Below are 20325 nucleotides of genomic sequence, written 5' to 3'. Positions count from 1 at the left end.
ACCCCTCGTATTCTTGCGGACCGGCGCATCCAACCGGTCACACATCGTCATACTTTTCTGATTATTGTCTAGATAATCAGAAAGTTGAATCGTTTTGCCATCTTATTGCTACCGCAGCCACCCGTCACCGGCTGATTCAGTCGTATTCTGACTCCTCGTGGTCGCCCAGCAAGCGGCGTTGCCTCGGTGTGGCTTCCTCCAATACCCGGGGGTTGAAGCGCCAGTCCAGGTAGGGTGAAAACTTCTGAGCCACCATCCGCCGCCCATAGTGCACCTGCAGCATGTCGCGTTGGCGCGTGGAACTGCGATTGGCGCCACCGCTGTGCCAGACATCGCTGCGAAACACCAACGCGTCCCCGGCCTGGCACAGTACCGCGTGGGCGGCCTGGCCCCGCCAGCGGTCTTCCTCGGTCCGCGGTACGCGCCCCGCGCGGTGGCTGCCCGGTACTATCCAGGTCGGACCGATGTCGTGGTCGATGTCACTGAGGTAAAGCTGCGCTGTCAGAATCTGCGCCGGTTGACTGAAATCGCCGCGCTCGCTCAGCCAGTCCGGTAACGTCATCGGCAGGTGGTCCACATGCAGACCGGTGCCGGCATAGCCTGGATGGCTACGCCAGGCAGTCTGGCCGATGACGTGGCAATCACTGCCCAGGACGGCCTCGGCCAGTTCGATCAAAGGTGGCAGGTCGAGAAACGGTAGCCACAGCGGGTTGCGATTGAAGACGCACTTGTAATGCTCCAGCAGCCCCTGATAGTCCCAATGAATCGGCTGCAGATCGTCGATGGCGCAACGCAGCAAGGCGATGCGCAGAGGCTCCAGCACACCGGGAAGCAGCACGTAGCCTTGCTCTTCCAGTGCTTGCAGCTGCGTGTCCAGGGCCATGGCGGTACGCTCCTGTGTGCAGGGATGGCTCGCCCATTATCCAATGCCCGCGCATCGCCGGCGCTCGTTCGGACATAGGGTCGGCTGACTACGCCGCAAAACGCTCCTCGAGCAGTTTGACGAACATGCTCAGACTGCGCGAAACAGTGCCGCGGCGCCACACCAGCCAGGTTTTCAAGTAACGGAAGTCCTCCGACATCGGCCAGGCGCTGACGGTGGAGCAACCGGGCATGTTGTCGAGCATGCTGCGCGGCAACATGGCCAGGCCTGCGCCGGCACTGACGCAGGCGAGCATGCCATGGTAGGACTCCATCTCATGGATCTTGCCCGGCACCGCCTGATCCTGGACGAACCAGTTCTCGAAATGATGGCGATACGAGCAATTGGCACGGAATGCATAGATATTCGCACCATTGACGTCCTGGGCACGGGTTACCGGCGCGTGGTTGAGCGGCGAGATCACCACCATTTCCTCCTCGAACACCGGCATGCCTTCGAGCGTCGGGTGCAGCACCGGACCATCGACGAACGCGGCCACCAGGCGCCCGGCCAGGACCCCTTCGAGCATGGTCCCCGATGGCCCGGTGGACAGATCCAGATCGACCTTGGGGTAACGCTGATTGTAGGCAGCCAACAGCGCCGGTATACGCACGGCCGCCGTGCTTTCCAGAGACCCCAGCGCGAAAGTGCCCTGGGGATCCTCGCCCGCCACGGTCAGCCGCGCCTCATGGACCAGCTCGAGAATGCGCCGGGTGTACTCGAGGAAGTTCCAACCCGCCGGCGACAGCCGCAGTCGGCTTTTTTCGCGGATGAACAGCTCGACACCGAGGTCTTCCTCCAACTGCTTGATGCGCGTGGTGAGGTTCGACGGTACGCGGTGAATGTGCTGGGCGGCGGCACTGATGCTGCCCTGCTCTGCTACCGCCTTGAAGATCTCCAATTGCACGAGGTCCACGATCATTCTCCAAACGTGAATGTTTCGCTCATTATTATTCAGTTTTCAATAAAGCAGTAGCCCACTAGTCTGGCGTCACGAATCAACAACAATGAGTGCCCAGCCATGAGCGAGATCAGCAGCCTGACCCACGCCATCTCCATCGACCCATTTAGCGGCGAGCAGATCGGCAGCTACCCCTTCGACACCGACGCCGCACTGGAAGCGGCGCTGCAACGCGCCAAGGCCGGCTATCGCCAGTGGCGCCAGGTGTCGCTGGGACAGCGCAGTGAGGCCCTGCTCGCCCTGGCCAGCACCCTCGAAGCCAAGGCCGAGGTCTTCGCCCAGATGATCAGCCGCGAAATCGGCAAGCCAATCAGCCAGGCCCGCGGTGAAGTCGCCAAGTGCGTCGGCCTGTGCCGCTGGTACGCCGAGCATGGCCCGGCGATGCTCGCCGCCGAGCCGACCCAAGTGGAGAAGGCCCGCATCGAGTACCGTCCGCTCGGTCCGATCCTGGCAGTGATGCCTTGGAACTTCCCGATCTGGCAGGTGCTGCGCGGCGCGGTACCGGCGATCCTGGCCGGCAACACCTATGTGCTCAAGCACGCTCCCAACGTCATGGGCAGCGCTTACCTGATGGGTGAGCTGTTCAAGGATGCCGGCCTGCCACAAGGCGTGTTCGAAGTATTGAACGTGACCCCGGAAGGCGTCACCCGCGCCATCAATGATCCGCGCATCGCTGCGGTGACCCTGACCGGCAGCGTGCGCGCCGGCATGGCCATCGGTGCCCAGGCCGGTGCCGCGCTGAAGAAATGCGTGCTCGAACTCGGCGGCTCCGACCCTTTCATCGTGCTGGCCGATGCCGATCTGGACGCGGCGGTGCAAGCGGCCGTCATTGGCCGGTACCAGAACACCGGCCAAGTCTGCGCAGCAGCCAAGCGGTTGATCATCGAGGAAAGCATCGTCGAGGCGTTCACCGCCAAGTTCGTCGAAGCGACGCGCCAGCTGAAAATCGGCAACCCGCTCGAAGACGACACCTACATCGGTCCAATGGCCCGCTATGACCTGCGTGACGAACTCGATGGGCAGGTCCAGGCGACCCTGGCCGAGGGCGCGACACTGTTGTTGGGTGGCAACAAGCTCGAAGGCGTCGGTAACTTCTATGCACCGACCGTGTTCGCCAACGTGACCCCGGACATGACCGCGTTCAAGCAGGAACTGTTCGGTCCCGTGGCGGCGATCATCACCGCCCGAGATGCCGACCATGCGGTAGAACTGGCCAACGACAGCGAGTTCGGCCTGGCTTCGACCATCTACACGGCGGACTACGCCTTGGCCGAACGCATGACCGCAGCACTGGACACCGGCGGCGTGTTCATCAACGGCTATTGTGCCTCCGACCCCCGCGTGGCCTTCGGTGGGGTGAAGAAGAGTGGTTTCGGCCGTGAGCTGTCGCACTTTGGTGTCCGTGAGTTCACCAATGCCCAGACTGTGTGGCTGGATCGTAACTGATCGGCCCTCCCAGCCCCGGCAAGTCGGCGCCTTCCGGTATCCCACTGTCCTTGAGTACAGTGCGCTACCTGGGTAGCGGGCTGGTCGGGGCGCCGAACCGCCGCGAAGGGCTGCAAAACAGCCCCAATGGCTTCAACCCCTTACTTGGTCCTTGACCCAGTCGAGCATTCCTCCTGGCACGATCAACTCATGCCGCGCTCGCGAACAGGCGGTGTACAACCCAGCCAGCAGCCTCGCTCGCTCGTTGCGATTGCCCGCCGCCAGCGGTGCCACCATCAGCTCTGGCGACACCATCACCCGCGCGAATTCCATGTTCTTGACGTCCCGTACCCGACCGAGAAACAACTTGGGCGCCTTGTCCCAGCGGTAGCGGCTCTTGGCCTTGGCGAAGTGCTCCGGGGTATAGCCCTTGCGTAGCATGTTGGCCACGGCGACGAAGGCCTTGTCGTCCCCTTTGTCCTGCTCCAGCGCCTGCCAGCTGGCATAGCGGAACAACATCGGGTGACGAGGCCGGGTGCCGTAGCGATACAGCTCGATGCAGTCCTCGACGAACAGTTCGAAATCCTTGCGTGCACTGTGCAGCAAGACGAACGGCACGCCCTGGTGGGTCAGACGTTGGAACCAGCCGAACAGACCCCATTCGTCATCCACGATCAGCGCTGTGGGCTGCTCGGGGACCGTCACCGTGTCGAAGAAGCTCACCCGCGTGTAGTGCTCGGCACTTCCGCTGAACGCGGCCTGGATCGAAGCAGGATGCGCCTGGATCAACGGGTTGAGCACGCCGTCCATGGCTGGCCCGGCCCGTAGCGAGTGGTCGATGTAGCGTTGGCGAATGAAACCGCCGTGGTGCGGACTCAAGCCGTTGAGGTTCTGTAATTCGTCCCCCAGGGCAATGACCGCCTGCGGACTGCGGTCGAGTACTGCCAGCATCGGTGCCGACAGCTCGTGGGCTTCGTCGACGATGACGTGGGTGTAGCGGCTGTCGATCACCTGGGAGGTCAGCGACAACAGCTTGACCCGGTGGTAGTCACGCACCGGCAGCTGGATCTCGCGAGCGGACGGACGAATCAGCTCCTGCCAGTACAGCCGGGCCTTTTCCAGCAGTACCTCCTGGTCCAGTGGGGTGGTACCAAGGCCTGCCCAAGGCAAATGGTGCAACTGCACCTGGCTGTCGCCACTGCGGCAAAAGTTGCGCACGGCCTTGATGCACAGGCCCACCACATCTCGCGCCTGCAGTGGGCCGACGTCGGTGATGCCGAGCCACTTCACCACCTGCGCATCCTGCGGCCGCCATGACAGTTTGGTGCGGTAAGGGTCGCGCAAGCGCCAGCCATTGCTGGTGAGGTCACGGTTGAGAATGTCGTCGGCCAACTGGCCGAAGGTCATCGCCGTGTACGCTGCCGCATCCTTGACCCGGGCCTGCAGTGCCCGCAGCTGGCCTTCGGTCAAGGCAAGCAACAAGGTGCGCTGGGGATCGAGCAGGCGTGCGAACTGGTGAATCAGAAAGGTCTTGCCAGTGCCGGCGAAGCCTTGCACCGCCACCGACTCATCGATACCGGAGAGGAACTCGCGCAGCAGACGATTCTGTTGGTCGCTGAGCAGCAGGTCACTGGCCAGCGCTGGCACGTAGGCCGCATGCAAGGGTGTGACACGCTGACGGTAGCTATCAGCGAACAGGAAATTCCACTGGCCTTCGTCGTCGAGCAGCTCATCGACCGGGTACTCGACCTCGGCCGTCAGCAGGCCAATCCCGTTCTCACCGAGCATGCCCAAGCCCATGGCGAGCGCTTCGCGGTCGAAGCGTTGTGCCACCTGCTCCTGAAAACGTCCGGGCGCGGCGCTTTCGAGCGCTTGGGCGATCCGCACGATCTCGGCGAAACGGCGCTCCTGTGCGTCCGCGGAGGCGGTAGTCGGCTGGCGTGGCAGGTTCTGTACGAACAGCAGCGCAGCCGCCTGCAGCAGGCTGGCGGTGGCGAGGAATTCACAGGGTTCGGGCTCGCTGGCCAGGCGGTCGGCCTGGTCGCTGGACAAAGGCAGGTAGAACATCGGGACCTCGGGTGGAAACTGCCGGGCAGGTTAGCAATTTTCCGGGGGGAATGTGTCGCGAGTGTACAGAAGACCGCGATCGACCTGTATGAGCGAAGCGTCGCTGCGATCGACCCGCCAAGAGACCATCGCCCCATAGCAGTCATCAATCCCTGCATCGTTTTAACGTCTGGCTCGGAAATTCCTTGAACAACTGCCGGTAACTCTCTGAAAACCTTCCCAAATGCCAGAACGACCAGCGCATGGCCACCTCCGCCACGGTGGCGCCACCGCGCAGTAGATCACGCCGTGCGCCGTTCAGCCGGCGCAAGCGCAGCCAATGCGCCGGCGGCATGCCGGTATAGCCCTTGAACGCCTGCTGCAACTGACGCAGGGTGACTCCGGCAACTTTCGCCAACTCCGCCAGGTTGAGGGTCTCCTCGGGGCAATCGGCCGACCACTCGCTAACCCGCTGCATGATCGCCCGCTCCTCGCCGCGTCGACCCAAGGCACCACCGTCCAGGCGCTGGCACGCGTTGTCGAGAATGAACAGGCAATCCTCCAGCAGCTGTTCGGCCAGTGCCTGGCCCTGCAGCGAGCTATCGGACTGGCCCAGCCGCGTCAGGGTGGCGCTGAGCCAACTGCCGAACAACGCGTTCTGGCCGCTGCCCAGCGGCACCATGAACAGGCCTTCGAGCCGCTGCGGGTCGAGGCCATGGCGCGCCAGGAACGCTTGGTCGAACACCACCGCCACTTCCTGGTAGTTCTCCGGCGTGATCCAGATGTTTCGGCTCTGTTCGTTCAGCAGGTAAAGGCTGTTTTCAACCTGGTCGAAGCAGAATGCCAACGAGCCACTCGGCGCCCGGAAGAACTGCTCCACCCGTGTGTTCAGACGTTCTTCGTAAACGTCCACGCCATCCAGGCCGAGGCAACGCAGCTGGCCACTGAAATGCCCCGGCGACATCTGCCGATAGTGCTGTTGCCAGCCAGGGGTGGCACGCACCTGCTCCGTCACATCGGTGGTATGGAAAGCCTGGACCTGCAAAGCATGGGGCGTTGTCACGCATCGTCCTATTTGCACTCTTTTGGTGCATTCATGACCCGAAGAAAGTGGATAGATCGCTTGGGCGAGCTACGCCCAAGATAGTCCTCAGCGCGTCCGCTGGGAAGCCATCCCCCCTGCGCGCCTCCGAATCCACACCACGAGGTTTGTATGAACGCCCCTTTCGATCAGCTCTCCGCCTGGCTGAAAGAACACCGGATCACCGAAGTCGAATGCGTGATCAGCGACCTGACCGGCATCGCCCGCGGCAAGATCGCGCCCACTGCCAAGTTCCTCCACGAGCGCGGCATGCGCCTGCCTGAAAGCGTGCTACTGCAAACGGTCACCGGTGACTATGTCGAGGACGACATCTACTACAGCTTGCTCGATGCGGCCGACATCGACATGGTCTGCCGCCCCGACCCGGCTGCGGTGTACCAGATTCCCTGGGCCATCGAGCCCACTGCGATCGTCATCCACGACACCTTCGACAAACAGGGCAATCCCATCGAGCTGTCGCCGCGCAACGTGCTGAAAAAGGTGCTCAAGCTCTACGCCGACAAAGGCTGGCAGCCCATCGTCGCCCCCGAGATGGAGTTCTACCTGACTCAGCGCTGCGAAGACCCCGACCTGCCCCTGCAAGTGCCGCTGGGCCGCTCCGGGCGCGCCGAAAGTGGCCGGCAGTCGTTCTCGATCGACGCTGCCAACGAATTCGACCCCCTGTTCGAAGACGTCTACGACTGGTGCGAGCTCCAGGGCCTGGACCTGGACACGCTGATCCACGAAGACGGCCCGGCACAGATGGAGATCAACTTCCGCCATGGCGACGCGCTGGACCTGGCCGACCAGATCACGGTGTTCAAACGCACCATGCGCGAAGCGGCGCTCAAGCACAACGTCACCGCCACCTTCATGGCCAAGCCGATCACCGACGAACCGGGCAGTGCCATGCACCTGCACCAGAGCGTGGTAGACATCGCCAGCGGCCAGCCGATCTTCGCCAACCCCGACGGCAGCATGAGCGAGCTGTTCCTGCACCACATCGGCGGTCTGCAAAAGTACATCCCCAAGCTGTTGCCGATGTTCGCGCCCAACGTCAACTCGTTCCGCCGCTTCCTGCCGGACACGTCGGCGCCGGTCAACGTCGAGTGGGGCGAGGAAAACCGCACCGCAGGCCTGCGCGTGCCAACCTCCAGCCCCGAGTCGATGAGGGTTGAAAACCGTCTGCCCGGCGCCGATGCCAACCCTTATCTGGCGATTGCCGCGAGCCTGCTGTGCGGCTACCTGGGCATGATCGAAAAGCTACAGCCAAGCGCCCCAGTGCAGGGTCGTGCCTATGAGCGGCGCAACCTGCGCCTGCCCATCACCATCGAGGATGCCCTGCAGCACATGGAAGACTGCGAAGTGGTGCGCCAATACCTCGGCAACGCCTTCGTCGAGGGCTACGTGGCGGTCAAGCGCGCCGAGCACGAGAACTTCAAACGGGTGATCAGCTCTTGGGAGCGCGAGTTCCTGTTGCTCAGCGTCTGATCCCAACCCATCGCCCACAGTGCATCCAGAACAAGACCAACGAGGTGTCGTCATGCGTCAACTGCAAGCTCTGATTCCCGCAGCATTCACCCTGCTGTTCACAGCGGCCGCCCAGGCCGAGCCGAGCGTCAGCGTCTATAACTGGACCGACTACATCGGCGATACGACGTTGGCCGATTTCCAGGCCAGCAGCGGCATCAAAGTGGTGTACGACGTGTTCGACTCCAACGAAACCCTGGAAGGCAAACTGCTGGCCGGACGCACGGGCTATGACGTAGTGGTGCCTTCCAACCACTTCCTCGGTCGTCAGGCCCAGGCCGGGGCGTTCATGCCGCTTGACCGCAGCAAGCTGCCGAACTGGAAACACCTCGATCCCAAACTGCTCAAGCAGCTCGAACAGAACGACCCCGGCAACCGCTACGCCGTGCCCTACCTGTGGGGCACCAACGGCATCGGCTACAACGTCGACAAGGTCAAGGCCGCCCTGGGCATCGACCGCATCGACTCCTGGGCCGTGCTGTTCGAGCCGCAGAACCTGAAAAAGCTCAAGCAATGCGGCGTGGCATTCATGGACTCGCCGGACGAACTGTTCCCGGCCATGCTCAACTACCTTGGCCTCGACCCACGCAGCGAAAATCCTGCCGACTATGCCAAGGCCGAGGCGCGCCTGCTCGAACTGCGTCCCTACATCACCTACTTCCACTCTTCCAAGTATGTCTCGGACCTTGCCAACGGCAACGTCTGCGTGGCCTTCGGCTACTCCGGCGACGTCTTCCAGGCGGCCAACCGCGCCGTGGAAGCGAAAAACGGCATCAAAGTCGCCTACAGCATTCCCAAGGAAGGCAGCAACCTGTGGTTCGACCTACTGGCCATCCCCAAGGACGCCAACAACCCCGAGCAAGCCCTGGCATTCATCAACTACCTGCTCGACCCACAAGTGATCGCCAAGATCAGCGCCACCGTCGGCTACGCCAACGCCAACCCCGATGCCAAGGCCTACATGGACGCCTCGCTGGTGAACAACCCCGAGATCTATCCGCCCCAAGACGTACTCGACAAGCTCTACATCTCCAGCACCCCGAGCCCGAAGATCATGCGGGTGATGACCCGCTCCTGGAGCAAGATCAAGTCCAACCGCTGAGCCGAGTGAGCCACCATGCCCCATGCCACCCAACACACTGCGTCCTACTATGCCGCCAGCGCGCGTGACGCTTCCTCCTACCCCCGCTTGGACAGTGAGCTGACGGCCGACGTGTGCGTGGTCGGCGGTGGCCTCACCGGGGTCAATGCGGCACTGGAGCTGGCCGAGCGTGGACTGTCGGTGGTTCTGCTCGAAGGCCGGCGTATCGGCTGGGGTGCCAGCGGACGCAACGGCGGGCAGTTGATCCGCGGCATCGGTCACGACGTCAGCGGCTTCGCCCGGCATGTCGGGCAAGACGGTGTGGCGTACCTGCAGCAGGCCGGTATCGAATCGGTGGCCTTGGTCGCTCGGCGCATCGCCCAGTACGACATCGCCTGCGACCTGCGCTGGGGCTTTTGCGAGCTGGCCAACACGCCCACACAATTCGAGGCGCTGCGCGCCGAGCAGGAGGCGTTGGCGGACATGGGCTATCGCCATGAAACCCAACTGCTCCCCGCCGACCGTGTGCACGAAGTGGTCGCCAGCGACCTCTATGCCGGAGGCCTGGTGGACATGGGCTCAGGCCATCTGCATCCGCTGGACCTGGTACAGGGTGAAGCACGCATAGCGCAAAGCTTGGGCGTGCGTATTTTCGAGCAGAGTCCGGTGCTGCGCATCGACCACGGGTCCAGCGTGACGCTGCATACGGCGCTCGGCAAGGTGCGTGCGCAGAGCCTGGTACTGGGCTGCAACGCCCATCTCGAGGAACTGGAGCCGCGCCTGAGCGGCAAGGTGCTCCCCGCTGGCAGTTATGTGGTGGCCACCGAACCATTGCCCGAAGCCCTCGCCGATTCGCTGATTCCGCGCAACATGGCCCTGTGCGATCAGAAGGTCGGCCTGGACTACTACCGCCTCACCGCCGACCGCCGCCTGCTGTTCGGCGGCGCCTGCCACTATTCGGGCCGAGACCCGAAGGACATCGCCGCGTACATGCGGCCCAAGGTACTCAAGGTGTTCCCACAGCTGGCCGAGGTGCGCATCGACTACCAGTGGGGTGGAATGATCGGCATCACCGCCAACCGCTTCCCCCAGGTCGGGCGCTTGCGCCAGCATCCCAACGTGTACTACGCCCAAGGCTATTCAGGGCACGGCCTGAATGTCACACACTGGACGGCAAAACTGCTGGCCGAAGCGATCGCCGTTGGCCAGAGTCAGGGCCTGGACGTGTTCAGTGCGGTACCGCATCTGACGTTCCCCGGCGGCAAAGCGTTGCGCTCACCGCTGCTGGCGCTTGGAATGCTGTGGTATCGAATGAGGGAAATGCTGAGCTGACAACCAATAAATAACATTAGAAACGATTTGTAAATTACTGTTTCTAATATGTTTTTACGGATAACTTAATAATTTACCTTAACTTCCAACGGTGCTTCCAGATCGGTTAAAGAGCCGCCTTCAACCCCTTGTTCTCAATGGTCTTTTCTTCAGGATCCTTGAGCAGCGAATAGCCCCGCGCCAGTAAGGTCTGTCCGATGAAGCGCGAGCCGACCGCATTGAGGTGCGCAGGGTCCAGATACAGCAGCTTGCCGTCGATCATCGGAGAGCACTGGCCTGCTTGGCAGATCACCTGGTCAGGGTCGATGAAACGGATATTCGTGAAGCGCGCTTTGACATGCCCCCAATATTGCGGCCGGCTGCGCTGTGCCACCGCGCAGGCATCGGTCAAGCCGAACATCAACTGGCGGATCGGACAGGTCGCCCCCTTCTCGATCATGGGGTTATCAAGGATGACGATAACCTCACCGCTGGCTGCCACCGCCTTCTCCAGGCTGGCCTCGACCAACCTTCCGGACGCTTCGTCTGGCGGCCAGTTGCCGGCCAAGACTACGTAGGGGTAGCGGTTGCGTTCGATCAGTTCGAATACCCGCTGGTTACGCAACGCGCAGTGGTCGGCGTACACCGCCGGCATGCGCTCGCGGTAACCGAGGATCGGAGGACAGGAGTCCAGCGTGTAGTCCATCAGGCTGATGTTATCGCGCTTGGCCAACAGGTCGACCATGCCGGTGAAGTGATTGGCGAACGAGTCACCGACCATGATCCCGTCCAGGTCCGCCTTTTTCGCGCCCAGGCGGCAGTCGGTATTCGGCTCGGTGCGATACAGGGCGTTGGGCACATGACAGCCGCGCCGGTTCTGTGCCGGTTTGTCCAGCGTCATGGCCTCCAGAGCCAGGACTTGCGGACTGAACCGCTGGGGAAAGCCATCGAGCCACTGTCCAACGCCCGCCAGCACGGCTAGCCCCAGCACCGGCAGGGCGAATCGCCGCACAACCACCCGCGGGAACGATAGCTGCACACCCGAACGGCGAAACGGCTTTTCCACGTAACGCCAGGACAACCAAGCCAGCAGCAACGCCAGCGCCATCACCAGCAGCGCCAGGCCCACGCTCATCGGCACTTCCAGGTAGTTCAAATAGGCGATCAGCGGCCAATGCCACAGGTACAGCGAATACGACACCAGGCCGATGAACACCATGGGCCGACTGGCCAGCAACGGCGAGCGACCGCCACCACTGCCCGCCTGGATCAGCAGCAAAGTGCCCAGGCACGGCCACAGGGCGTTGAAGCCTGGAAAGGTCGACTGCTCATTCAACATCCACAGTGGCGCGGCGATCGCCAGGTAGCCCGATACCGTGCACGCGAGGGACTGCCCTGCCCCGACCTTTGGCCGATGTTGCACGTGCCAGATCGCCAACCAGCCACCGAGCATCAACTCGAAGAACCGGGTTGGCAGCAGGTAATAGGCAGCGGTGGCGAAAATACCGGTGGCGTACTCGGAAAAGCCGACCGCCAGAACCACGCCGACGCCCAGCAACCACAGCAGGTAACGCGGCGCGAAGCGGTACACCAGCAGCACCATCAGCGGCCAGAGCAGGTAGAACTGCTCCTCGACACCCAGAGACCAGGTGTGTAACAGCGGCGCTTCACTGGCATCGGCAGCAAAGTAGTTACCGTACTTGAGCCAGATGAACAGGTTCGAAACACCCAGCAGAGCGTACAAGGCATTGTGGTAAAGACGAATCAGGTCGACCGGCGACAGCAGCACGCTGCCCACCAGCACGCAGGCCAGCAGCACCGTGAACAGCGCCGGCACGATGCGATTGATCCGGCGCTGATAGAAACGTTTGAGCGAGAAACTGCCTTCACGCAGCTCCTGGAAGACCTGCGAAGTGATCAGGTAGCCCGAGATGACGAAAAAAATGTCGACCCCGATGAAACCGCCAGGCAGCCAGCCAGGACTCAGGTGATGCAGGAACACCGCGAGCACCGCGATGGCACGCAACCCATCGATATCCGAACGATAACTGTCCTGGCGCATGGGTCGAATCCTTCGTCTGAACGGCGGTCAAGGCAATGTGCCACCTATAGGTGTAGCGTTCATGAGAAAGAAGCGCCAAGTGCGCAAGTCAATAAACCGACGACCGGCAATTCATTGTGAAGAGGAAGCACGAGTGGCGCCATTAAATTGGCTACCCACATAGCGCGGCGCCCTTCGGCGTCCCTTCAGCACTCGACGAACGCGACCGCCAGCCCGCCTCTGGAGGTTTCCTTGTAGTTGGCATGCATGTCCGCGCCGGTATCACGCATCGTGCGAATGACCCTGTCGAGCGAAATGAAGTGTTCGCCATCGCCGCGCAGGGCCATTTGCACCGCATTGATCGCCTTGACCGCTGCGATCGCATTGCGCTCGATGCACGGCACCTGGACCAGACCGCCCACAGGATCGCAGGTCAACCCCAGGTTATGCTCCAGGGCGATTTCCGCGGCGTTTTCCAATTGCGCCGGGGACGCACCCAACACCTCGGCCAGGCCCGCCGCGGCCATCGAGCAGGCCGACCCCACCTCCCCCTGGCAACCGACCTCGGCGCCGGAGATCGACGCATTCTTCTTGCACAGAATGCCCACCGCCGCTGCCGCGAGCAGGAAGGTCACCACATCGTCGTCGCAGGCCTGCGGATTGAACTTCATGTAGTAATGCAGCACTGCCGGGATGATGCCGGCAGCGCCATTGGTCGGCGCGGTGACCATGCGCCCGCCGGCGGCGTTTTCTTCATTGACCGCCAGGGCATACAAATTGACCCACTCCATGGCGCTCAGGGTCGAGCCGATCACGTTGGGCTTGCCCAGTTCCTGCAAGCTGCGGTGCAGCCGCGCGGCACGTCGCTTGACCTGCAAGCCACCTGGCAACACGCCTTCGTTGCGCAAGCCATTGACCACGCATTCCTTCATCGCCGCCCAGATGCGCAGCAGGCCCTCGCGCACCTCGGTCTCAGGGCGCCAGGCGCACTCATTGGCCAGCATCAGCTGGCTCACGCTCAGGCCGTGGGTCTTGCACAGCGCCAGCAGTTCGGCGCCACTGGCGAATTCATAGGGCAGATGCACTGCAGCCGTGTCGTTCAGCGGGCTATCGATTTCGGCTTGTTCGACGATGAAGCCACCACCAATCGAGTAGTAGGTCTGGCTGAACAGGCAGACCTCGCCGCGATAGGCGTGCAGGCTCATGGCGTTGGGGTGGTACGGCAGGTCTTCGCCGAGCAGGCGCATGTCCCGGTCATAATCGAACACCACCGGCTGGCGACCATCGAGGATCAGGCAGCGCTCCTGCAACACCTGGGCGATGCGTGAATCGATGCTGGCAGGGTCGATGCGGTCCGGCCATTGCCCCATCAGCCCCAGCAGGCAGGCGCGGTCGGTCGCGTGGCCGACTCCGGTAGCCGACAACGAGCCATACAGACAGACTTCGACGCGGCCAACCTGGGTCAACAAATCCTGCTCACGCAATGCCTGGGCAAAGCTCGCGGCAGCCCGCATCGGACCCACCGTGTGAGAACTGGAAGGACCGATGCCAATCTTGAAAAGATCAAAAACACTGATAGCCATACTAATGCCTGATCGAGTCGACCACTTTCGGCCGCGACGATTCCGTAGAAAATCTGGGCAGGATTGCCGAATGGCGCCATACTGACGCGCACTTTCAGCAATGACCAACGAAACTTCCTAAGCGAGCTATTAGCAGAGCTAAACGATGCGACGCCAACTCAATGGCCAGATGTTCGTCTGGCTGCACGTGTTTTCCTGTGCTGCCCGGCACTTGTCCTTCACCCGCTGCGCCGAGGAGCTGCATATCACTCCCGGTGCCGTCAGCCAGCAAATGCGCCAACTCGAAGAACGCCTCGGCTACCCATTGTTCCTGCGCCGGCCACGCGGCGTGGAGCTGAGTGCCGAAGGCCAGCGCCTGGCACAGACCGTGACCCAGGCCTACGGCAGCATCGAGGCGGAGTTGCTGCGCCTGGACGCTGGCGAAATCCGCGGCACCTTGCGCCTGCGTTCGATCCCTTCGTTCCTGGCCAAGTGGCTGACCCCGCGCCTGCCACGCTTCCAGCAGCGCTACCCGGATATCGAATTGCGTCTGGTGGCCGAAGACAGCGCCCAAGCCCTGGATCCTGAAGATTTCGATCTGGCCATCGACCTCAACGACGGCAGCTACCCCGGCATGTTGTCGACGCCCTTGCTGGATGAGCAGATCTTTCCAGTCTGCTCGCCGGCCCTGCTCCGCGGCCGCCCGCCCCTACATGGTCCGGCGGACCTGGTGCATTACCCGTTGCTGCACGACATGACCGCCTGGCGAGGCAGCTCGGAATACGCCGAGTGGGAGTTCTACCTGGAGGGCATCGGGGCCAACGGGCTCGACGTCCGCCGGGGCCACACGTTCAACCGCAACCACCTGACGATCGAAGCGGCCATCGCCGGCATCGGTGTGGCGATCGCCCGGCGAACCCTGCTCAACGACGAGTTGGAACGCGGGGCGCTGATCGTGCCGTTCGGCGTGCCCATCGCCAACCACAAGCGCTACATGCTGCACTACTCACCCGGCGGATTGACCCAGCCGGGTGCCCGGGCGGTGCATGACTGGCTGGTTGAAGAGGCCAGCAGTTTCCGGGCACTGCATGGCGGCTGAACATCGCCGCCAAGGCGGGCAATGACACGTCAGCGCACCGCCGTCACTCCCTGATCCGGCTCAGGGGTCACCACCTGCCCCAGGTCGATGTGACGGAAGTCTGGCTTGGCCCCCAAACGCGCATTGAAGCGCACGTTGAAGGTGAACGGATCGTCGGTCACCTGATCCAGGGCCTTGCCATAGGCCGCTGCCACCCCGGTGCGGTCGTAGCCCATCAAGCGCAACAAGGTCGGGAAGATGTTGTAGTGGCTGGAGGCATTGCGGTTATGGGCCAGGTGCGCCTGCCAGTCCAGGGTCTTGAGGCCTTGCCCCTGGATCACCAGCAACGGCACCAAACCTTCCTCCGGCACAGGGTCACTGTCGCAATGGGTGTTCAGCCCGGGGTTGCCACGTTCATGCAGGTCCTGCCCATGGTCGGAGGTGTAGATCACCACTGCCTGGCTCAGGTCACCAGCAGCGAACAGACGCCGGAAGAACTCGCCGACGTTCCATTGCAGGCTGTTACGGTAACTGTTGCGATACAAGACCCAATCCTGGGGGCGGCCATCGAACCCATCGCGGGTGCCGATATCGGTGACGTCGGTAAACCGCCCGCGGGGGAGCGCTGGCCGGTAGGTCATGAAATCGTCGGGGTACTTGTCATGCACGGGGAAATGCGCGCCGACCTTGTTGATCACGATCAGCTGCGGCTTGCCATCGGCCAGCAACGCCACCAGACTCGCCACCGCGGCCATGTCGCGTTGCACCACCGGGGTGTCGTCGAACTGGATGAATTGGTCGATGTCGCGCTTTTCCGCCTCGGTCATCAGGTTCTGCAGGTACCCACCGGTACGCTGGCTGTCGATATAGACCGTGCCTAGCCCCGCTGCCTTGGCATATTGCCAGATCGATGGCTGGGTCGAGTTGATGCGCAGGTAATCCTCACGGGTGCCGCCGTAGCGCAACGTGACATTGGTATCGGCGCTGCAGTTGGCAATGGAGGCGGCATAGCCGAAATTGACGATGTCCACGCCGGGCTGTGGTCGGTTCAAGTGGCTGCCCACCCCGGCCGGGGTGTTGATGTCCAGGTAGTTGCCAGCGATGCTTTCATCGATTACCAGCACGATGTCGCGAGCCAGGGGAGCTGTCGTGCGCGGCAGGCTTACCGGCTGGCGCGGACCGACACTGGCATGCAAGGTTTCGTAACCCATCAGGCTCAAGTAGGCCAGCGGTGTGTACATCACGGGCAGCCCCCGGGCGCCTTCGCCTGCGCGCACGAACAAGATGGTCACCAACAGCGCCAGTGCCAGCACCGGCGCGGCAATCGGCAGCCAGGCTGGCAGCAAGCGGGGCGCAGGGCCTGGGCGCAGGCCAAGGCCCAACAACAACAGCAGCGCCTTGGCCAGCGCCATGGCGATTGCGTAGTGGTATTGCTGCAAGGCTTCCTGTACGAAACCGCCAGCGTAGACCATGGACACGAAAGCGCTGTAGGTCATATAGGAGTCGGTAATGCGGGTGTACGCGTCGATGAACACGGCGCTCAGCGCAAATCCCAGCGCCAACGCCCAGCGCAACGGCGCCGGCCTCGTCCACGCAGCGAGCAGCAACGCCGCCGCGAGAACCGCGAATACACCCAGGTAAAGCAGCAGCGGCAGGCCCACGCCAAGAGCTTCGATGCGCTCGATGTAATACCCCTGGAAACTGGCCAGATACACAACCACCGACAGAATCTTTACCCAGCCGCGCATGTCCCGGACCCTCACGGTCATCGATTTCTCCTCAAACCGTAGCAGTCCAGACACAATCCACAAGTCGAAAATGTCAATTTACCGGCGATATCACAACGCCAGAATTTGGCGCCATCAGTGTCTCATCCTTGGCACTCTCTATTACCTACAAGCCACATTTTACGTGGCCTACAGCCGTTCATCGGTTATTCCTTCGGCCATTTGCCACTAGCTTTCAGCGCTAACCCTCAGATTGACAACGGGTTGCTGGCATTTCGCCCTATCGCTCAGCGCTTGTAAATGAGACGAAACATGCCATTGCTTTGACGCAACTTCGAAAGGCTGAGCTATACCCAAATCACATCTGTTTCATCCCCATTACTCATCCAGCGAGGCGATGCGCATGGACGTGAGCGTTTTTGGCACCGGCTATGTCGGTCTGGTACAAGCGGCGGCGTTGGCGGACGTAGGCCACCGCGTACTCTGCGTGGACGTTGATACTCACAAAATCAACCAGTTACGTCAGGGCGTGCCGCCGATCAGCGAGCCAGGCCTGTCGGAAATGCTCGAAGACAACATCCGCGAAGGGCGTCTGTCATTCAGCACCCAAGCCAGCGATGCCGTCAGCCATGCCGAACTGATCTTCATCGCCGTAGGCACGCCACCGGACGAGGACGGCTCGGCCGACCTTTCCCACGTCCTGGGCGTCACTCGGCAGATCACCGAACTCATGGAGCAAGACCGCACCCTGATCATCAAGTCCACCGTTCCGGTCGGCACCGCTGACCAGGTACTGGCCCTGGCACGGGAGGAGTTGCAACGACTGGGCAAGGCGCAGTTGCAGGTGCGGGTAGTGTCCAATCCGGAGTTTCTCAAGGAAGGCAGCGCCCTCGCCGACTGCATGCGACCCGACCGGATCATCGTCGGCACCCGCGATGCCCTGGCCCATGACCAGCTCGCCGAACTCTACGCGCCGTTCTGCCGTAACCATGAAAAGCTCATGTTCATGGACAACCGCAGCGCCGAGCTGACCAAGTACGCAGCCAATGCCATGCTCGCCACGCGCATCAGCTTCATGAACGAACTGGCCAACCTGAGCGAGCGCCTGGGTGCCGACATCGAAGCGGTGCGCAAAGGCATCGGCTCCGACCCGCGCATCGGCTACCACTTCATCTACCCCGGCTGCGGCTTCGGCGGCTCCTGTTTCCCCAAGGACATCAAGGCTCTGCTGCATACCGCCGCGCACAGCGGCATGCCGCTGCGCCTGTTGCAGAGCGTCAACGACGTCAACGATCAACAGCGTCAGGTGCCTTTCACCAAGCTCAAGCAACGCCTGGGCGGTCAATTGGCCGGCAAGTCGATCGCCCTGTGGGGCCTGGCGTTCAAACCGAACACCGACGACATGCGCGAAGCACCCAGTCGCTACCTGATGGAAGCGCTCTGGGCCGAAGGTGCCACGGTACGTGCCTACGACCCGGAAGCGATGGACGAATGCCGGCGCCTCTACGGCTACCGCGACGACCTGCAGCTGTGCGCCACCCGTGACGATACCCTGCAGGACGCCGACGCCCTGGTGATCTGCACCGAGTGGAAGAACTTCCGGGTGGTCGACTTCACCCTGCTGGCCAGCAAGTTGCGCGAGCGGGTCATCATCGACGGACGCAACCTCTACAATCCCGAGCAGGTGGCGGCCCATGGCCTGCTCTACAGTGGCATCGGCCTGCGCCAAGTCACGCCCCAGGTCAGCGCGCCATGAAGGTGCTGGTCACCGGCGCAGCCGGCTTCATCGGTGCCCATACCTGCCTGCGGCTGCTGGGTGATGGCCATCAGGTGCTGGGGCTGGACAATTACAACGACTATTACGACCCCAGCCTCAAACATGACCGGGTGCGCTGGGTCCGCGAACAGGCCGGCGACCTGGCGGTGCATCACCTGGACCTGGGCGACCGCGACGGCGTGGCCCGGCTGTTCGCCCTGGAGCGCCCCGATGTGGTGGTGCACCTGGCCGCCCAGGCTGGCGTGCGTTATTCGTTGCAGAACCCCCAGGCCTATATCGACAGCAACCTTGCGGGCTTTCTCAACATTCTCGAGGGCTGTCGGCGTCATCCGGTACAGCACCTGCTGTACGCCTCGTCCAGCTCTGTATACGGCGCCAACCAGCGCACCCCGTACCGAGTCCAGGACGCCGTAGACCACCCCCTGTCCTTGTACGCCGCGACCAAGAAGGCCAACGAGGCCATGGCCCACAGCTACAGCCACTTGTTCGGCGTGCCGTGCAGCGGCCTGCGCTTCTTCACCGTCTACGGCCCCTGGGGGCGCCCGGACATGTCGCCGATGCAATTCGCCAGGGCGATCAGCCAGGGGCGTGCGATCCAACTGTTCAACTACGGTCGCCATCAGCGCGATTTCACCTACATCGATGACATCGTCGAGAGCCTGGTACGCCTGTTGCCCCACCCACCGAGCGCCAACTCGAACTGGGACGCGATGCAGCCGGACCCGTCCACCAGTCATGCACCCTGGCGCCTGTTCAATATCGGCGGACAGCGACCGGTTGAACTGCTCGACTACCTGGCGCTGTTGGAAAAACACCTGCAGCGCGATGCCGTGATCGAGCTGCTGCCTCTGCAACCGGGCGATGTACTGGCGACCTGCGCCGATGCCACCACCCTGGACCAGGTCACCGGCTTTACCCCACGTATTTCACTGGATGAAGGGCTCAGGCGGTTCGTCGCCTGGTTTCAAGACTACTACTCGCCCAATGGCCCCCAGGCCAACCGCGCAGGCGAGCAGTCGGATCAACGGAGGGCGGTATGACGGGACAACCCAGAAGCGCGCAACTGCAGGCGCTGTACCAGGATAAACGGATGGACCCAGCGCATCGGCAGCGCATCGATGCTGCCATCCACATGCAAGGCCGCGGCTGGTTAACCGGCCGCATCGGTGGCCGGCCTTGGACCCTGTCGCGCACCAACCGGGTGTTGTCGTGCTTCGCGGCGCTTGTCCTGCTACTGCTGCTGTCGCCGGTCTTCCTCGTGCTCGCTGCACTGATCAAGGGTTCCAGCGAAGGCCCGGTGTTCTTCGTGCAGAAACGCACCGGCTACCGCGGCCGCGTGTTCGGCATGTTCAAGTTTCGCACCATGGTCGCCAACGCCGAAGCGCTGAAAGACTCGGTCCGCCACCTGAACAAGCACGGCGCCGACGCCATCGACTTCAAGATCGACAAGGATCCACGCATCACCTCGGTGGGCAGTTGGCTGCGCCGCAGCAGCCTGGACGAGCTGCCCAACCTGATCAATGTGGTCACCGGCGACATGCGCCTGGTCGGCCCCCGCCCCACCTCGTTCAACGCCTACCGCTACAAGGACAACCACCTCGCGCGGTTGTCGATCCATCCCGGCATGACCGGCCTCTGGCAGATCTCCGGGCGCAGCAACATCGACTTCGACCAACGCGTCGAGCTCGACCTGAGCTACATCAACGAACAGAGCCCCGTGCTGGATCTGAAGATCCTGCTCAAGACTCCGTTCAAAGTCTTCACTGGCCACGGAGCAAGTTGA

At 62.5% G+C, this 20325-nt stretch carries 15 protein-coding genes; 8 read left to right on the top strand and 7 right to left on the bottom strand.

Annotated features, from left to right (window positions below; all coding sequences use genetic code 11):
- Window positions 1-136 precede the first annotated feature (136 nt).
- Together KY379_RS06070 and ptrR are read right to left on the bottom strand one after the other, a co-directional pair.
- Window positions 137-883: a phytanoyl-CoA dioxygenase family protein gene (locus KY379_RS06070; protein WP_133324062.1), complete on the bottom strand. Its 747-nt coding sequence runs from the start codon at window positions 881-883 to the stop codon at window positions 137-139.
- Between the two features lie 88 nt (window positions 884-971).
- Window positions 972-1838, bottom strand: a complete 867-nt coding sequence (ptrR, locus tag KY379_RS06065; RefSeq protein ID WP_196171724.1) for a putrescine utilization regulator PtrR — start codon at window positions 1836-1838, stop codon at window positions 972-974.
- A gap of 105 nt (window positions 1839-1943) precedes the next feature.
- Here ptrR and KY379_RS06060 point away from each other — a divergent pair, with 105 nt between their 5' ends.
- Entirely contained in the window at window positions 1944-3329 is a 1386-nt protein-coding gene (locus tag KY379_RS06060; protein WP_196171723.1) for an aldehyde dehydrogenase family protein, read from the top strand.
- Window positions 3330-3461: 132 nt separating this feature from the next.
- On the opposite strand, the gene KY379_RS06055 is transcribed toward KY379_RS06060, so the two are convergent.
- Window positions 3462-5375: an AAA family ATPase gene (locus KY379_RS06055; protein ID WP_261239421.1), complete on the bottom strand. Its 1914-nt coding sequence runs from the start codon at window positions 5373-5375 to the stop codon at window positions 3462-3464.
- Between the two features lie 145 nt (window positions 5376-5520).
- Window positions 5521-6417 carry a helix-turn-helix domain-containing protein gene (locus KY379_RS06050; protein ID WP_261239422.1) on the bottom strand — a complete coding sequence of 299 codons (897 nt, stop codon included), beginning with the start codon at window positions 6415-6417 and terminating at the stop codon, window positions 5521-5523.
- Between the two features lie 150 nt (window positions 6418-6567).
- Here KY379_RS06050 and KY379_RS06045 point away from each other — a divergent pair, with 150 nt between their 5' ends.
- The 3 genes from KY379_RS06045 to KY379_RS06035 are packed head-to-tail and all read left to right on the top strand — an operon-like array spanning window position 6568 to window position 10378.
- Window positions 6568-7926 (top strand): glutamine synthetase family protein, encoded by a 1359-nt coding sequence (locus KY379_RS06045; RefSeq protein WP_133324067.1) that lies wholly within the window; start codon window positions 6568-6570, stop codon window positions 7924-7926.
- A gap of 52 nt (window positions 7927-7978) precedes the next feature.
- The gene (locus KY379_RS06040) at window positions 7979-9067 is read left to right on the top strand and encodes a polyamine ABC transporter substrate-binding protein (protein WP_133324068.1); all 1089 of its coding nucleotides are present in this window, start codon (window positions 7979-7981) and stop codon (window positions 9065-9067) included.
- A gap of 15 nt (window positions 9068-9082) precedes the next feature.
- Window positions 9083-10378, top strand: coding sequence for an NAD(P)/FAD-dependent oxidoreductase (locus KY379_RS06035; RefSeq protein ID WP_261239423.1), 1296 nt, complete (start codon window positions 9083-9085; stop codon window positions 10376-10378).
- A gap of 106 nt (window positions 10379-10484) precedes the next feature.
- Here KY379_RS06035 and KY379_RS06030 read toward each other — a convergent pair whose 3' ends face one another.
- Window positions 10485-12419 (bottom strand): acyltransferase family protein, encoded by a 1935-nt coding sequence (locus KY379_RS06030; RefSeq protein WP_261239424.1) that lies wholly within the window; start codon window positions 12417-12419, stop codon window positions 10485-10487.
- Between the two features lie 185 nt (window positions 12420-12604).
- Entirely contained in the window at window positions 12605-13981 is a 1377-nt protein-coding gene (locus KY379_RS06025) for an L-serine ammonia-lyase (RefSeq protein ID WP_261239425.1), read from the bottom strand.
- A gap of 145 nt (window positions 13982-14126) precedes the next feature.
- Here KY379_RS06025 and KY379_RS06020 point away from each other — a divergent pair, with 145 nt between their 5' ends.
- Window positions 14127-15059, top strand: coding sequence for a LysR substrate-binding domain-containing protein (locus KY379_RS06020; protein ID WP_133324072.1), 933 nt, complete (start codon window positions 14127-14129; stop codon window positions 15057-15059).
- 29 nt (window positions 15060-15088) lie between these two features.
- On the opposite strand, the gene KY379_RS06015 is transcribed toward KY379_RS06020, so the two are convergent.
- Entirely contained in the window at window positions 15089-16786 is a 1698-nt protein-coding gene (locus tag KY379_RS06015; RefSeq protein WP_261239472.1) for a sulfatase-like hydrolase/transferase, read from the bottom strand.
- A 382-nt stretch (window positions 16787-17168) separates the two neighbouring features.
- Here KY379_RS06015 and KY379_RS06010 point away from each other — a divergent pair, with 382 nt between their 5' ends.
- Genes KY379_RS06010 through KY379_RS06000 form a run of 3 tightly spaced genes read left to right on the top strand, consistent with a single transcriptional unit; the run spans window position 17169 to window position 20325 of the window.
- Window positions 17169-18521 carry a UDP-glucose dehydrogenase family protein gene (locus KY379_RS06010; RefSeq protein ID WP_133324073.1) on the top strand — a complete coding sequence of 451 codons (1353 nt, stop codon included), beginning with the start codon at window positions 17169-17171 and terminating at the stop codon, window positions 18519-18521.
- The gene (locus KY379_RS06005; RefSeq protein WP_133324074.1) at window positions 18518-19582 is read left to right on the top strand and encodes an NAD-dependent epimerase; all 1065 of its coding nucleotides are present in this window, start codon (window positions 18518-18520) and stop codon (window positions 19580-19582) included. Before KY379_RS06010 ends, KY379_RS06005 begins: the two co-directional genes overlap by 4 nt.
- A complete protein-coding gene (locus KY379_RS06000; RefSeq protein WP_133324075.1) occupies window positions 19579-20325 on the top strand; it encodes a sugar transferase in 747 nt (248 codons plus the stop codon). The genes KY379_RS06005 and KY379_RS06000 overlap by 4 nt, the downstream gene beginning before the upstream one ends.

It is taken from the genome of Pseudomonas sp. HD6422, from assembly GCF_025377065.1.
In the GTDB taxonomy this organism is placed as follows: Bacteria; Pseudomonadota; Gammaproteobacteria; order Pseudomonadales; family Pseudomonadaceae; genus Aquipseudomonas; species Aquipseudomonas putida_U.
The sequence above is the reverse complement of the archived record's forward strand: the minus strand, read 5'-3'. Positions and strand labels throughout refer to the sequence as shown.

What these genes read in the sequence shown, in the direction of transcription:
- KY379_RS06030 (WP_261239424.1), bottom strand. Translation starts at nt 12,419, where the DNA reads ATGCGCCAGGACAGTTATCGTTCGGATATCGATGGGTTGCGTGCCATC.
- KY379_RS06020 (WP_133324072.1), top strand. Translation starts at nt 14,127, where the DNA reads ATGCGACGCCAACTCAATGGCCAGATGTTCGTCTGGCTGCACGTGTTT.
- KY379_RS06060 (WP_196171723.1), top strand. Translation starts at nt 1,944, where the DNA reads ATGAGCGAGATCAGCAGCCTGACCCACGCCATCTCCATCGACCCATTT.
- KY379_RS06040 (WP_133324068.1), top strand. Translation starts at nt 7,979, where the DNA reads ATGCGTCAACTGCAAGCTCTGATTCCCGCAGCATTCACCCTGCTGTTC.
- KY379_RS06010 (WP_133324073.1), top strand. Translation starts at nt 17,169, where the DNA reads ATGGACGTGAGCGTTTTTGGCACCGGCTATGTCGGTCTGGTACAAGCG.
- KY379_RS06025 (WP_261239425.1), bottom strand. Translation starts at nt 13,981, where the DNA reads ATGGCTATCAGTGTTTTTGATCTTTTCAAGATTGGCATCGGTCCTTCC.
- KY379_RS06015 (WP_261239472.1), bottom strand. Translation starts at nt 16,786, where the DNA reads ATGCGCGGCTGGGTAAAGATTCTGTCGGTGGTTGTGTATCTGGCCAGT.
- KY379_RS06055 (WP_261239421.1), bottom strand. Translation starts at nt 5,375, where the DNA reads ATGTTCTACCTGCCTTTGTCCAGCGACCAGGCCGACCGCCTGGCCAGC.
- KY379_RS06035 (WP_261239423.1), top strand. Translation starts at nt 9,083, where the DNA reads ATGCCCCATGCCACCCAACACACTGCGTCCTACTATGCCGCCAGCGCG.
- KY379_RS06000 (WP_133324075.1), top strand. Translation starts at nt 19,579, where the DNA reads ATGACGGGACAACCCAGAAGCGCGCAACTGCAGGCGCTGTACCAGGAT.
- KY379_RS06005 (WP_133324074.1), top strand. Translation starts at nt 18,518, where the DNA reads ATGAAGGTGCTGGTCACCGGCGCAGCCGGCTTCATCGGTGCCCATACC.
- KY379_RS06070 (WP_133324062.1), bottom strand. Translation starts at nt 883, where the DNA reads ATGGCCCTGGACACGCAGCTGCAAGCACTGGAAGAGCAAGGCTACGTG.
- KY379_RS06045 (WP_133324067.1), top strand. Translation starts at nt 6,568, where the DNA reads ATGAACGCCCCTTTCGATCAGCTCTCCGCCTGGCTGAAAGAACACCGG.